The organism is Variovorax sp. GW821-FHT09D04 (assembly GCF_059416405.1).
Genome location: NZ_JBWKPA010000004.1, coordinates 119,843 through 132,996 on the forward strand (window position 1 = coordinate 119,843; position 13,154 = coordinate 132,996).

The 13,154-nt window shown below is 68.2% G+C and carries 13 protein-coding genes; 12 read left to right on the forward strand and 1 reads right to left on the reverse strand.

Going from position 1 to position 13,154, the window contains the following annotated elements:
- The first annotated feature begins 137 nt into the window (after window positions 1-137).
- The 10 genes from AC07O4_RS14850 to AC07O4_RS14895 all read left to right on the forward strand — a co-directional run bounded on the left by AC07O4_RS14850 (window position 138) and on the right by AC07O4_RS14895 (window position 11,723).
- Window positions 138-6,128, forward strand: a complete 5,991-nt coding sequence (locus AC07O4_RS14850; protein WP_495305138.1) for an alpha-2-macroglobulin family protein — start codon at window positions 138-140, stop codon at window positions 6,126-6,128.
- A 91-nt stretch (window positions 6,129-6,219) separates the two neighbouring features.
- Window positions 6,220-7,059 carry a polysaccharide deacetylase family protein gene (locus tag AC07O4_RS14855; RefSeq protein WP_495273498.1) on the forward strand — a complete coding sequence of 280 codons (840 nt, stop codon included), beginning with the start codon at window positions 6,220-6,222 and terminating at the stop codon, window positions 7,057-7,059.
- A 128-nt stretch (window positions 7,060-7,187) separates the two neighbouring features.
- Entirely contained in the window at window positions 7,188-7,832 is a 645-nt protein-coding gene (locus tag AC07O4_RS14860) for a putative DNA-mimic protein (RefSeq protein ID WP_495304951.1), read from the forward strand.
- 41 nt (window positions 7,833-7,873) lie between these two features.
- Window positions 7,874-8,386 (forward strand): phosphatase domain-containing putative toxin, encoded by a 513-nt coding sequence (locus AC07O4_RS14865; protein ID WP_095746495.1) that lies wholly within the window; start codon window positions 7,874-7,876, stop codon window positions 8,384-8,386.
- The gene (locus AC07O4_RS14870) at window positions 8,383-9,225 is read left to right on the forward strand and encodes a hypothetical protein (RefSeq protein ID WP_495304952.1); all 843 of its coding nucleotides are present in this window, start codon (window positions 8,383-8,385) and stop codon (window positions 9,223-9,225) included. The genes AC07O4_RS14865 and AC07O4_RS14870 overlap by 4 nt, the downstream gene beginning before the upstream one ends.
- Before the next feature lie 18 nt (window positions 9,226-9,243).
- Window positions 9,244-9,591 (forward strand): NIPSNAP family protein, encoded by a 348-nt coding sequence (locus AC07O4_RS14875; protein WP_095949606.1) that lies wholly within the window; start codon window positions 9,244-9,246, stop codon window positions 9,589-9,591.
- A 75-nt stretch (window positions 9,592-9,666) separates the two neighbouring features.
- The gene (locus tag AC07O4_RS14880; protein WP_095746497.1) at window positions 9,667-10,032 is read left to right on the forward strand and encodes a nuclear transport factor 2 family protein; all 366 of its coding nucleotides are present in this window, start codon (window positions 9,667-9,669) and stop codon (window positions 10,030-10,032) included.
- A gap of 176 nt (window positions 10,033-10,208) precedes the next feature.
- Complete coding sequence (locus AC07O4_RS14885; protein ID WP_062474348.1) at window positions 10,209-10,646, forward strand: hypothetical protein; 438 nt, start codon at window positions 10,209-10,211, stop codon at window positions 10,644-10,646.
- Window positions 10,647-10,735: 89 nt separating this feature from the next.
- Window positions 10,736-11,026 carry a DUF2277 domain-containing protein gene (locus AC07O4_RS14890; RefSeq protein WP_487849027.1) on the forward strand — a complete coding sequence of 97 codons (291 nt, stop codon included), beginning with the start codon at window positions 10,736-10,738 and terminating at the stop codon, window positions 11,024-11,026.
- A 70-nt stretch (window positions 11,027-11,096) separates the two neighbouring features.
- Complete coding sequence (locus AC07O4_RS14895) at window positions 11,097-11,723, forward strand: LysE family translocator (RefSeq protein ID WP_492738876.1); 627 nt, start codon at window positions 11,097-11,099, stop codon at window positions 11,721-11,723.
- A gap of 83 nt (window positions 11,724-11,806) precedes the next feature.
- Here the strand turns inward: AC07O4_RS14895 and AC07O4_RS14900 are convergent, their stop codons facing one another.
- Window positions 11,807-12,013, reverse strand: coding sequence for a hypothetical protein (locus tag AC07O4_RS14900; RefSeq protein WP_062474353.1), 207 nt, complete (start codon window positions 12,011-12,013; stop codon window positions 11,807-11,809).
- A 183-nt stretch (window positions 12,014-12,196) separates the two neighbouring features.
- Here AC07O4_RS14900 and AC07O4_RS14905 point away from each other — a divergent pair, with 183 nt between their 5' ends.
- A complete protein-coding gene (locus AC07O4_RS14905) occupies window positions 12,197-12,643 on the forward strand; it encodes a helix-turn-helix transcriptional regulator (protein WP_070062200.1) in 447 nt (148 codons plus the stop codon).
- 28 nt (window positions 12,644-12,671) lie between these two features.
- Window positions 12,672-13,082 (forward strand): VOC family protein, encoded by a 411-nt coding sequence (locus AC07O4_RS14910; protein WP_390341833.1) that lies wholly within the window; start codon window positions 12,672-12,674, stop codon window positions 13,080-13,082.
- Window positions 13,083-13,154: the final 72 nt, after the last annotated feature.

Below are 13,154 nucleotides of genomic sequence, written 5' to 3' on the forward strand. Positions count from 1 at the left end.
GACGTCAGCGATTGTAAGAAGACCGGCGTACGTCGACCGAACGCGCGCTTCAAACACGCACGGCCTATGACGCTTGGCACTCCCGAAGCGCCATGCAAATCGGCTACGCTGCGCGCTGCCTCAAGGTGGAGAACTCCGTGAACCGTTTCATTCCGACATTGCTACTGGCCGCCGGCGCGCTCGCGGCGGGCCCGGGCTTTGCACTTCAGATCACCAGCCTGACCCCGCAGGGCGAAGTGGCGCGCGTGCGCCAGGTCGTCGCCAAATTCGATCAGGCGGCGGTCAACTTCGGCGACCCCAAGGCGCCCGCGCCGCTCACCGTGAGCTGCTCCGACGCGCAGGCCGGCAAGGGCACCGGCCGCTGGACCGACGCCAAGGCCTGGGTCTACGACTTCGAGAACGACCTGCCGCCCGGCGTGCGCTGCTCGGTCACCCGCATCCCCACCTTCAAGCCAGCCGGCGGCGGCGAGCTGACCGGCCCCGAACGCTATCAATTCAATAGCGGTGGCCCGTTCGTGCGCAACTACATGCCGGGCACCTACGCCCGCATCGACGAACAGCAGATGTTCGTGCTCGAGCTCAACGGCGCGGCCACGATCGACAGCGTGCGCCAGAACGTCTGGTGCGCGGCCGACGGTGTCGGCGAACGCATTCCGGCCAAGCTGCTCGAGGGCGAGGCGCGCACCGAGCTGCTCAAGGCCTTCCACCGCGAGAAGGAAGCCGCGAAAGACCCGCTGCGCTTCATCACGATGCAGTGCAACCGCACGCTCACGCCGGGCGCCAAGGTGCAGGTCGTCTACGGCAAGGGCGTGGCCACGCCGTCGGGCGTCGCCAACAACGTGGAACGCCGTTTCGACTACCAGGTGCGCGAGCCCTTCGCCGTGTCCTTCACCTGCGAGCGCGAGAACGCCCAGGCCGCCTGCCTGCCGCTGCGCCCGATGCAGCTGCAGTTCAATGCGCCGGTGACGCGCAAGGTGGCGTCGCAGATCGTGCTCAAGGGCGACGGCAAGACGATCAAGGCCACGCTCGAAAGCGGCGGCGGCTCGCAGAACGACGACGACGTGGTCAACAGCGCGAGCTTCGGCCCGCCGCTGGCCGAGAGCACGCAGTTCAGCATCGAGTTGCCTTCCGGCTTCCAGGACGCCTCGGGCCGCCCGCTGGGCACGCCCGGCGGCTTTCCGCTGAAGGTGGCGACCGGCGCGATGCCGCCGCTGGCCAAGTTCGCGGCCTCGCCCTTCGGCGTGATCGAACGCCTGGCCGAGCCCGGCACGCCAGCCATGATGCCGGTCACCGTGCGCCGCGTGGAGCCGCAACTCATGGTGCAGGCGCTCACGCCCGGCAAGGTGAGCGACCTCAACCCCAAGACCGACGCCGAGATCATCGCGTGGTACCGCAAGGTGCGCCGCTACGACAGCTACACGGTCAGCCGCGACACCGCGCGCCGCGACGTGAAGGGCGCCCTGCCCCCGGTGATCGACAAGAACGAACGCTCGCACGTGCAGACGCGCATGGTGTCGCTGCTCGGCGGCCAGCCGGGCGTGAAGGCCCTGGACATGCCCAAGGCCGAGAGCGGCGACCCGCGCCCCTTCGAAGTGGTCGGCATCCCGCTGACGCCGGGCTTCCACGTGCTGGAGATCGCCTCGCAGAAACTCGGCGAAGCCCTTCTCGACGAGCGCTACAACGCCGGGCGCACGATGTACGTGCGCACCACCGCGCTGGCCACCAACCTGGCGGTGCACTTCAAGCTGGGCCGCGAGAACTCGATGGCCTGGGTCACCACGCTCGACAAGGGCAAGGTGGTGGCGGGCGCCGAGGTGCGCGTGTCCAGCTGCGACGGCAAGGCCGTGGCCACCGGCACCACCGACGCCAGCGGCATCGTGATGCTCAACGGCGTGTCGCCCGATGCACCCAGCTGCAACGGCCCGAACGAGTACGAGACCAGCGCCTGGTTCGTGAGCGCGCGCGCCAAGGACGACAAGGGCGTGGAAGACCTCGCCTTCACCTGGAGCGACTGGCAGCGCGGCATCGAGCCCTGGCGCTTCAACGTGCCCACCAGCCTGGACGTGCGCCCCGATGGCATCGCCCACACCATCTTCGACCGCACGCTGCTGCGCGCCGGCGAGACGGTGTCGATGAAGAGCCTGCTGCGCACGCAGACCAGCAAGGGCTTCGGCCTGCCGGCAGACCGGCCCGACACGCTGGTCGTGACCCACATGGGCAGCGGCCAGCGCTTCACCCAGCCGCTGGCCTGGCGCAAGACCGCCACCGGCGGCCTGAGCGCAGAGAACAGCTTTGCCATTCCGCCGGCCGCCAAGCTCGGCGTGTACCAGGTCGAGCTGCGCAGCGGCGACGGCACCAATGACGAAGGCAACAACCGCACCTACTCGACCGGCATCTTCCGCGTCGAGGAGTTCCGCCTGCCGGTCCTCGAAGGCCGCATCGCGCCCACCGAGAAGAAGCCGCTGGTGGCCGCCACGAGCGTGCCCACCGACGTGCAGATCAACTACGTGGCCGGCGGCGGCGCCGCCAACCTGCCGGTGCGCGTGTCGGCCATGGTGCGCGGCAAGGGCCTGAGCTTTTCCGACTACGACGCCTTCAGCTTCAACCCGCCGCGCGCCGCCGGCGACGGCAGCGAAGCCGCCACCGCCGCCGACACGAGCGCCGGCGAGGAAGACCTCAACAGCGTGAACGACACCCGCGTGATCGCCGACAAGCTGCCGCTCACGCTGAACAAGGACGGCGCCGGCAAGGTCACGATCGACAAGGTGCCCAAGGTGAAGGCCGCGCGCGAGCTGCTGCTCGAAGCCACCTACGCCGACCCGAACGGCGAGGTGCAGACCATTCGCAGCACGCAGACGCTGTGGCCCGCGTCGGTCATCGCCGGCATCAAGACCGAGGGCTGGGTCTCGACCAGCCAGAAGCTCAAGTTCCAGGCGCTCGCGCTCGACCTCACGGGCAAGCCCCAGGCCGGCGTGACGCTCAACGTGCGCGCCGTGGCCCGCATCACCACCACCAGCCGCAAGCGCATGGTGGGCGGCTTCTACACCTACGACAACAAGACCGAAACCAAGGACATCGGCACCGTCTGCTCCGGCAAGAGCGATTCGCGCGGCCTGCTGCTGTGCGAGTCGGAGCTGAAGGAGGCCGGCGAGGTCGAGCTGGTGGCCAGCGCCACCGACAGCGACGGCCGCAGCGCCAGCGCCGTGAGCTCGGTCTACGTGACCAAGCAGGGCGAACTGTGGTTCGGCGGCGAGGACAACGACCGCATCGACGTGCTGCCCGAAAAGAAGAGCTACCAGCCCGGCGAGGTCGCCAAGTTCCAGGTCCGCAGCCCCTTCCGCTTTGCCACCGCACTCGTGGCGGTGGAACGCGAAGGCATCATCGAGACGCACGTGGTGCAGCTGGACGGCAAGGACCCGACGGTCAGCCTGCAGGTCAAGCCCGAGTGGGGCCCGAACGCCTACGTGAGCGTGCTCGCGCTGCGCGGGCGCCTGCGCGAAGTGCCGTGGTACAGCTTCTTCACCTGGGGCTTCAAGGCGCCGCGCGAGTGGTGGACCGCCTTCTGGTACGAGGGCAAGGAATACGTCGCGCCCACGGCCATGGTCGACCTGAGCAAGCCCGCCTACCGCCTGGGCATGGCCGAGATCCGCGTCGGCACGCGCGCGCACCAGATCGACGTGACCGTCACCAGCGACAAGCCCAGCTACCCGATCCGCAGCAAGGCGCAGGTCACCATCACCGCCAAGCTGCCCGACGGCAAGCCGGCCGCCGGCGCCGAAGTGGCCCTGGCCGCGGTCGACCAGGCCCTGCTGGAGCTCATGCCCAACGACAGCTGGAACCTGCTCAACGCGATGCTGCAGCGGCGCAGCTGGGGCGTGAGCACCTCCACCGCGCAGATGGAAATCGTCGGCCGGCGCCACTACGGTCGCAAGGCCGTGCCCGCGGGCGGCGGCGGCGGCAAGGGCCAGACGCGCGAGCTGCTCGACACCCTGCTCGTGTGGAACCCGAAGATCGTGCTCGACGCCAACGGCCAGGCCGTGGTGACGGTGCCGCTGAACGACGCGCTCACCACCTTCAAGATCGTGGCCGTGGCCGATGCGGGCACCAGCCTGTTCGGCACCGGCCAGGCCAGCATCCAGGCCACGCAAGATTTGCAGATCATCAGCGGCCTGCCGCCGCTGGTGCGCGAGGACGACCAGTTCCGCGCGCAGATCACCTTGCGCAACACCACGCAGAAACCGATGAAGGTGGAGGCCACGCCGCGCGCCACGCTGCTCACGCTCGAAACGCAGACCGTGGACATCCCGGCCGGCGAATCGCGTGAAGTGGCCTGGAACGTGACCGCGCCCGCGCAGCTCGCGCAGACGCGCGCCGAAGCCATCCTGTGGGAGATCGAGGCGAAAGACACCGTCGGCGGCGCGCGCGACGCACTCAAGGTGCGCCAGCGCATCGTGCCCGCCGTGCCCCTCACGGTGCAGCAGGCCACGCTGGTGCAGGTCGACGGGCCATTCACGCTCGACGTGGCACCGCCCGCCGACGCCCTGCCCGGCCGCGGTGGCCTGAAGATGTCGCTGCAGCCCAAGCTGGCCGAGGGCCTGCCGGGCGTGCGCGACTGGTTCGCCAACTACCCCTTCAGCTGCCTCGAGCAGAAGACCAGCAAGGCGGTCGGCCTGCGCGACGCGAAGATGTGGCAGGGCGTGCTGGCCACGCTGCCGACCTACCTGGACAGCGACGGCCTCGCCAGCTACTTCCCGCCGCGCGACGGCGAAGCCAACCGCGGCAGCGACATCCTCACGTCGTACCTGCTCGCGGCCACGCACGAAGCGGCCCAGCTCAACCCCGCCTTCGCGCTCGCCGACGACGCGCGCGCACCGATGGAGTCGGGCCTGATCGCGTTCGTCGAAGGCCGCGTCACGCGCGAGTTCTGGAGCCCACGCAAGGACCTGGACGTGCGCAAGCTCGCCGCGCTCGAAGCGCTCTCGCGCTACGGCAAGGCCAAGGGCAGCATGCTCGGCAGCATCACCATCGCGCCGAACCAGTGGCCCACCAGCGCGGTGATCGACTGGGTCAACATCCTGAAGCGCGTGAACGACGTGCCGCAGCGCCAGCAGCGCCTGGACGAGGCCAACAACGTGCTGAAGGCGCGCCTCTCCTACCAGGGCACCAAGCTCATCTTCAGCACCGAGCAGGACGACTACTGGTGGTGGCTCATGACCAACGGCGACGTCAACACCGCGCGCCTGCTGCTCACGGTGATGGACGACCCGGCCTGGAAGGACGACATCGGCAAGCTCGCCAACGGCTTCATCGGCCGCCAGCAGAACGGCGCCTGGCACACCACCACCGCCAACCTGTGGGGCGGGCTGGCGCTGGAGAAGTTCAGCAAGGTGTTCGAGAGCACGCCGGTGGCCGGCGTCACCGCCGCCACGCTGGGCGCGGTGAAGGCGCAGGTCGACTGGAGCAAGGTGGAGCGCGTGAAGGCCAGCGACGCAACCGGCGCCCCGAACCAGACCACGATGTTCGGCGCGCCCGCCTCGCCGGGCAACCTGCGCAACAACACGATGTTCCTGCCCTGGTCCGCATCGCCCACGGGTGCGCCCGTGCGCGACACGCTGCTGGTGACGCAGCAGGGCACCGGCAAGCCGTGGCTCACGCTGCAGTCGCTGGCCGCCGTGCAGTTGAAGGCGCCGTTCGCGGCGGGCTACGCGCTGAAGAAGACCGTCACGCCGGTCGAGCAGGCCGTGGCCGGCAAGTACACGCGCGGCGACGTGCTGCGCGTGAGCATCGAGGTCAACGCCAGCACCGACATGACCTGGGTCGTGATCACCGACCCGGTCCCGGGCGGCGCCACCATCCTGGGCAGCGGCCTGGGCCGCGACTCGCAGATCGCCACGCAGGGCGAGAAGAAGAGCGGTTCCGGCTGGCCGGCCTTCGAAGAGCGCAGCTTCGAGGCCTTCCGCAGCTACTACGAGTACCTGCCCAAGGGCGTCGTGAAGATGGAATACACCGTGCGCCTGAACAACGTCGGCGACTTCGCGCTGCCGCCCAGCCGCGTGGAAGCGATGTACGCGCCCGAGATGTTCGGCGAGACGCCGAATGCGCGGGTGAAGGTGGAGGCGGCGAAGTGAGGCTCAAGAAGCAAGAAATCCAGAGGGGTCCTCAGGTCGTCCGCCAGTTCGTGTCCCTGAGGAATCAATCCTCTGTTGAAAGGTTCTGAGAATGAAAGTCCCCGTCAAATCGCTGCTCGCGCTGGCTGTTCTTTTCTCCGGCACTGCGATGGCGTTTCAATGGCCGGCGAACAAGAAGAGCGCCGTCAGCATCACGGCCGATGATGGATGGCCCAGCCAGCTCACGCAGGCCGCCATCCTGGATGCCAGAGGACTCAAGGGGACCTTCTATCTGACCGCGATGGGCTTGTCCTCGGTCCCGGCCAATGCGGGGCAATGGGCACAGGTCTACCAGCGCGGGCATGAGGTGGGAAACCACTCGTATACCCACTGGAGCGACCAGATTCTGGCAACGAAGACGTGGCAGGAAGTCGCTGGTGAAGTCGGCAACATGGAATGGTGGCTCTTGAGCAACATCTACGGCATGACGCCCGCCGATCACACCTACGCGTACCCGCAAGGCAACTATGTGGTCGGGTCACAGGCGAGCGGTCAAAGCACACAGGTCGGTGCCTGCGAATATGCAGGCCTGCTGGCCTCGTCGGTCACAGGCGCGCGCGGGTTGGGTTCCGGAGAAAACCAGCCGAGCGCGGTGGTTCGGCGCCGCTTCAACATCAGCGGACTTTCGATCGCAGGAAGCGACGCGATCGCAGTCAGCACCGCCAAGCAGGCGATCGACAACGGCATTGCCAAGGGCACCTGGACAGTCCTCGTCTTCCATTCGCTGGGCGACACCGGTGACGGCTACTCGATCAGCCAGTCGGCCTACACGCAGATCGCCGACTACCTGGTTTCGCGCCAAGCCGATCTTTATGTGGCACCCGTCGTCACGGTGAAGAACTACGTCGCAGCCAACACGCCAGCCGTAGACTGGTCCTGCGTACTCCAGTAAGCATTCCGACGCCCCATCAGGGCGAAGGCCAAGTGAAACAGATCACCGGCGGGCACTGAAACCCGCCGGTCATCCCGCCTTCATCTGCGTTCATCACCATCGCGCGAACCCACAACCTGGAGAACCCCATGGGCCTGGCCATTTGCGTCGGCATCCTCGCCGACCTGATCGAGAACGATCCCGAAGGCGCCGAACACTTCGAGGCGGATTTCGCCGCCGCTAACCGCAAGCTCGCCGAAGCCGGCCTGCCGCCGCACGTGGAGCCCCGCACCCTGCCGCCGCTCGAATCCCGCGCGCCGCTCGACGGCCTGCCCTATTCGTTCATCCACTACCTGCGCCGCGCCTACGCGCACCGCGTGACGACGCCCGACTGGATCGCCACGCCCCTGCCGGAGGACGCCGACCCCACGGAAGACGAGACGCTCGAAGACGTGGCGGGCCTGTTCGAAAGCCACCTGCTGTGCCACTCCGACGCGGAAGGTTTCTACCTGCCGGTCGACTTCGACGAAGTGATCTTTGCCGAGGAAGACGAGACCGACCTGCCCGGCGGCATGCTCGGCTCGTCGTACCGCCTGCTCGAGGAACTGGTGCTGGTCGCCCCCGCGCTCGGCATCACGCTCTCGGATGGCGAGCTGTCGGACGAGGAAGCCGCGCGGATCGCCGACAGCCTGGGAGAGGACGAAGGCCTCTACCGGGAGATCGAATCGTGGCTGCTGCTGTACGAATCGGCGCGGCTGAGCATCGCGCACAAGACGGCGATCGTTTTCACCTGAGGGCGATGCGGCTGATCGATCGGCTGTAAGGTCCGCAGACCATGTTCGAGACCACCATCCACTGGGTCCGCGACATACCGCCGCATCGGCTGGGCCTGATGGCACGTCCGCGCGGCGGTGACCTGCTGCGCGCCGAGGTGGCGTCCTGGCAGCGTGCCTCGCTGGACATGGTGGTCTCCCTGCTCGAGGCACAGGAAATCCGGGCACTTGAACTCCGGGAAGAGCCTGCGCTGTGCGCCGAACATGGCATCGTGTTCCGGCATTTCCCGATTCCGGACCGAGGCCTGCCGGCATCGCAGCAGGACGCGGCGGCCTTCATTGCCGAACTGGGCGCCGAACTGGCGAGCGGAAAGGCCATCGCCATCCACTGCCGCGCAGGCATCGGCCGCACGGGCCTCATCGCGGGCAGCCTGCTGCACGGGCTCGGCGTTCCGCGCCAGAACATCTTCCACCTGCTGAGCCGCTCCCGGGGCGTCGACATGCCCGACACACCGGAACAGGCGGAATGGGTCGCGCAGTACATCCTCGGCACCCACCGCCCACCGCCCCCATGAAGAAGTCGATCCGCATCGGCCGCGCACCGGTCGATCCGCAGGCGCCGCCCGGAAGCGGGCACGACGGATCGCTCTCGTGCCCCAAGCCCTGGGACGCACTCGAAGCGACCGCCACACCCGGCGTCCGGTATTGCAGCGACTGCGGCAAGAACGTGTTCCAGGTGAACACCACCGAAGAGGTGCGCGAGGCCGCCCTGCTGGAGCGCTGCATCGCGGTCGCGGACGACAGCGCCCATGCCCGCGCACACGACAGCGCAACGAACACACACGACACCCGCCCCATGACGCCTCCAAACCGCATTCACTTCGCCGGCAACCCCTGGCCCGAAGGCCATCCCGTCAAGGAGTTCCGCTGGACAGCGTCCGTGAGGAACAACGAGGTGTGGTTCGACCTGCACCTGCGCAGCGAAGACTACGACGCCGAGCGCGAGATCGACGAGCCGGAAGACGAGGACATCGATTACCCCTCCGACTGGGACGCGCCCGGGGTCTGGACCAACTACCACCGCTGCACGCTGTCGTCGACCGCCTGGGGCGACGGCGGCGGCTTCGCGGTCTGCGCACTGCAGGACTTCAGCCTGGCGCGCATCGACGGGCTCGAGGTCAGCATCGACCTGCCGCCGCCCGACGACATGGAAGACAACGTCTTTCACATCTACCTGCTCGGGCACGACGCCGCGGCCCACCATCGCATCCGCTTCGACCGCATCGCGGGCACCGACCGCTTCGACATCACGTGGACCGGGAAGATCGCGCTGGCCTATGCCGGCGACTACACCTACAAGTACGACTTCAGCGCGCGGCTGCACGACGTCGAAGCACCGCGCATTCCCGCATGAACGCTGCCGTCCATTCCCATGAAGCACCTGCTCGAAATCCGCACCTACCGTCTCAAGCCCGGCACCCTCGACGACTTCCACCGCGCGATGCATGAACGCGCGGTGCCCATGCTGCGCAGCAAGGGCATGGACGTGGTGAGCTACGGCCGGTCGGACCACGAGGAAGAGAGCTACCACCTCGTGCGCGCCTACGCGAGCCGCGAGGCGCTGGAGGCCGAGCAGGCGGCGTTCTACGGTTCCACCGAATGGCGCGAGGGCCCGCGCAGCGCGCTGGTCGACCGCATCGAGACCTACCTGAACACACTGCTGTGGCTCTCGCCGGAGGGCGTCGACAGCCTGCGCGCGCTCAACGAACCAGCGCGTTGAACATCTGTCGACGACGCACGGTGCGCGGGCCTACACTGCGCCTCCCGTCATCCCCCCAACTCACTGGAGAAACGCATGAACACCCAGGAAATCGCCGCCAAGCTCGTGGCGCTGTGCAAAGCAGGGACATTCGATGAAGCCCAGGCGCTCTACGCGCCGGAGGCCGTCAGCGTCGAGGCCAGCGCGCCGCCCGGCATGTCGCGCGAGTCGGTGGGCCTGTCGGCCATCCGCGCCAAGGGCGAATGGTGGGTCGCCAACCACGAGGTGCATTCGTTCCAGGTGGCCGGCCCCTGGCCGCACGACGACCGCTTCATCGTGGGTTTTCGCTTCGACGTGACCATGAAGCCCACGGGCCAGCGCTTCACGATGGAAGAGATGGCGCTGTACACCGTCAAGGACGGCAAGATCGTGCGCGAAGAATTCTTCTACGAGGGCGACTGAGCCCAAGCCGACGCGCGGCCGGATCGCCCGTCTGCTTCACCATTGTTGACGATTGAATCGTTCTCTCCATGGCAACGCCAATGGGCACCTCCCGCCTTCTGAACTAACGTCGAAACCGACGCCTGCACGGGCTGTCCGGCAGGCGCACCGGCGTTCATTCACAGGGGGAGGAAATCATGGTCACAGGACTCCACGTCACGCAACAACGCTCGTTCACCAACCCGGCGGACTACGAGGCTTTCTCGCTGATCCGCGTGCACAACCAGCGGCTGGCGCCGCTGGGCGGGCGCAACGCCTGGGTGGTGCTGAAGACGAACGCCGGCAAGCGCTGCTGCCGCATGATCCGGGGCATCGGCCGCGACCCGGGCTTCCCCGAAGACGGCATCGAGATCGACTACGAAACCCGGCTCGCGCTGCAGATTCCCAAGAGCAGCATCAACATGCAGGGCTTTCACGGTTGCGCGATGGAAATCCGCCGGGCCACCGCGCTGGAGGTGCTGCGCGCACACTGGGACCACCCCGATCCCGCCTACCGCATCCCGCTGCAGATCAGCCTCGTGAGCTTCGTGCTGGGGGTGATCGGGCTGGGGCTGGGTGTCCTGAGCCTGAAATAGCCTTTGCCCGGCGGGTGCTGCGCAACCAGGCGCTGTTTCGCTAGACTGGCCGCGCGGCCCCTGCGCCGCGCCTGACCGGAGCATTCGCCATGTGCCGCAGCATCAAGACCCTCTACAACTTCGAGCCCCCTGCCACCGAGCAGGAGATCCGCGCCGCCGCCCTGCAGTTCGTGCGCAAGCTCAGCGGCTTCAGCGTGCCCTCGCGCGCCAACGAGCAGGCCTTCGAGCATGCCGTGGACGAAGTAGCCGCCACGGCCGCTCGGCTGATCGACTCGCTGGTCACCACGGCCGAGCCGCGCGACCGGGCCATCGAGGCCGAGCGCGCCAAGGCGCGGTCCGCGCTGCGTTTCGGCGCACCTGCTTCGGCCTCGGACGCATGAAAAAGACTTCGTTCCCGCGCTGAACGGCGCACCGCCCTTCCCTCTCTTCCTCCCTCTTTCAGGAACACCCATGCCCATCGAACTCTGGCTCGCCTTCGTCGCCGCTTCGGCGCTGCTGCTGATCATTCCGGGGCCGACCATCCTCACGGTGATCAGCTATTCGATGTCGCACGGCCGCCGCGCCAACGTGCCGCTGGTGGCCGCCGTGGCGCTGGGCGACTCGACCGCGCTGGTGGTGTCGCTGCTGGGGCTGGGCGCGCTGCTGGCCGCGTCGGCCTTCTGGTTCACGGTGGTGAAGTGGGTCGGCGGCCTGTACCTGCTGTACCTGGGCATCAAGCTGCTGCGCGCCGGCATCTCGTCCACCGAGACCGCCGCGCCGGCCGCACCGGCCTCGCGCTGGCGCCTGTTCGCCAACACCTACCTGGTGACGGCGTTGAACCCCAAGGGCATCGTGTTCTTCGTGGCCTTCCTGCCGCAGTTCATCAGTCCGGGCGCCGACGTGTCGCACCAGATGTGGGTGCTGGCGCTGACCTTCGTGGCGCTGGCCACGCTCAACGCCACGCTCTATGCGGTGTTCGCCAGTTCGGCGGGCCGGCTGCTCGCCTCGCCACGCGCGCAGCGGCGCTTTCATCTGGCGGGCGGCTCGCTGCTGAGCGCGGCCGGCCTGTGGGCGCTGATGGCGCGCCGCGCCACCTGAGCACATCCACACACGCACAAGAAAAAAGACCGCGGGGCTGCGCGCCTCGCGGTCTTTTTGTTTGGGGGCCTTCAGCCCCGGCGTCAGTAGCGGTAGGGGTTGTTCGGCCGGCGGTCGTAGCGATTGGGCACGCCGTCGTTGTCGCGGTCACGGTCGTAGCGGTTGGGCACGCCGTCGCGGTCGCGGTCGTAGCCGTGGCCGCGCGGGGGCGGGCCCCGGTCGTAGGGGGCGACCACGCAACCAGCCAGGATGGCCGAGGCGGCCAGCAAAAGCGCGAGTGTTTTCGTCATGCGGAGTTCTCCTTGGGTGGGGCTGTACGGTCGGGCCCGCCTCCTGCGAGCCCGTACCGTATTGAAGCCCCGCTGCGTGCGCATCGGGTGTCCAGATGCAGGCGCTTGTGTGAAGTTCGTTACCGGATGTGGAACCTTTGCCTGCGCTTGAGCACGCCGTAGCGACGTGGCACGATCCCGCCGATGACCGCCACGCAGCCCCAGCCCTCCCTGCCCGACCTCGCACGGCTGCGCCGCGTGCGCGATCGCATCGACCGCGAACACGCGCAGCCGCTGGACGTGGAAGCGCTCGCGCGCGACGCCAACATGTCGGCCGGGCACCTCAGCCGCCAGTTCCGGCTGGCGTATGGCGAGTCGCCCTACGCCTACCTGATGACGCGGCGCATCGAGCGCGCGATGGCGCTGCTGCGCCGCGGCGACCTGAGCGTGACCGAGGTCTGCTTCGAGGTCGGCTGCGCCTCGCTGGGCACCTTCACCACGCGCTTCACCGAGCTGGTGGGCGTGTCGCCCGGCGTCTACCGGCGCGAGGCGGCGCAGGCGACGGCGGGCATGCCGGCGTGCATCGCCAAACAAGTGACGCGCCCGATCAGGAATCGAGAAGCGCGAAACCCCGAGTCGCACCTAGCATGACGGCCCGTACACACTTCGGACCATCGACATGAACCTCAGCATCCATTCGAGCTTTCTTCCGCACACCGACCCGCAGGCCTCGCTGGCCTTCTACCGCGACACCCTGGGCTTCGAGGTGCGCAACGACGTCGCCTACGGCGGCATGCACTGGATCACGGTCGGCCCGGCCGGCCAGCCCGCCACCTCCATCGTGCTGTACCCGCCGGCCGCCACGCCCGGGCTCACCGACGACGAGCGCCGCACCATCGCCGAGATGATGGCCAAGGGCACCTTCGCCTCGCTGCTGCTGGCCACGCCGGACCTCGAAGGCACCTTCGAGCGCCTGCAGGCGCGCAACACCGAGATCGTGCAGGAGCCCACCGACCAGCCCTACGGCGTGCGCGACTGCGCGGTGCGCGACCCGGCGGGCAACCTGATCCGCATCCAGCAGACGCGCTGAGCCGGCCCGCCGGCGCCGTAGCCCCCTGACCTCCTGCACGGGCGCCGCCGCCGTGGCGGCCCCGTGTCCCTT

What these genes read in the sequence shown, in the direction of transcription:
- AC07O4_RS14855 (WP_495273498.1), top strand. Translation starts at nt 6,220, where the DNA reads ATGAAAGTCCCCGTCAAATCGCTGCTCGCGCTGGCTGTTCTTTTCTCC.
- AC07O4_RS14860 (WP_495304951.1), top strand. Translation starts at nt 7,188, where the DNA reads ATGGGCCTGGCCATTTGCGTCGGCATCCTCGCCGACCTGATCGAGAAC.
- AC07O4_RS14865 (WP_095746495.1), top strand. Translation starts at nt 7,874, where the DNA reads ATGTTCGAGACCACCATCCACTGGGTCCGCGACATACCGCCGCATCGG.
- AC07O4_RS14870 (WP_495304952.1), top strand. Translation starts at nt 8,383, where the DNA reads ATGAAGAAGTCGATCCGCATCGGCCGCGCACCGGTCGATCCGCAGGCG.
- AC07O4_RS14875 (WP_095949606.1), top strand. Translation starts at nt 9,244, where the DNA reads ATGAAGCACCTGCTCGAAATCCGCACCTACCGTCTCAAGCCCGGCACC.
- AC07O4_RS14880 (WP_095746497.1), top strand. Translation starts at nt 9,667, where the DNA reads ATGAACACCCAGGAAATCGCCGCCAAGCTCGTGGCGCTGTGCAAAGCA.
- AC07O4_RS14885 (WP_062474348.1), top strand. Translation starts at nt 10,209, where the DNA reads ATGGTCACAGGACTCCACGTCACGCAACAACGCTCGTTCACCAACCCG.
- AC07O4_RS14890 (WP_487849027.1), top strand. Translation starts at nt 10,736, where the DNA reads ATGTGCCGCAGCATCAAGACCCTCTACAACTTCGAGCCCCCTGCCACC.
- AC07O4_RS14895 (WP_492738876.1), top strand. Translation starts at nt 11,097, where the DNA reads ATGCCCATCGAACTCTGGCTCGCCTTCGTCGCCGCTTCGGCGCTGCTG.
- AC07O4_RS14900 (WP_062474353.1), bottom strand. Translation starts at nt 12,013, where the DNA reads ATGACGAAAACACTCGCGCTTTTGCTGGCCGCCTCGGCCATCCTGGCT.
- AC07O4_RS14905 (WP_070062200.1), top strand. Translation starts at nt 12,197, where the DNA reads ATGACCGCCACGCAGCCCCAGCCCTCCCTGCCCGACCTCGCACGGCTG.
- AC07O4_RS14910 (WP_390341833.1), top strand. Translation starts at nt 12,672, where the DNA reads ATGAACCTCAGCATCCATTCGAGCTTTCTTCCGCACACCGACCCGCAG.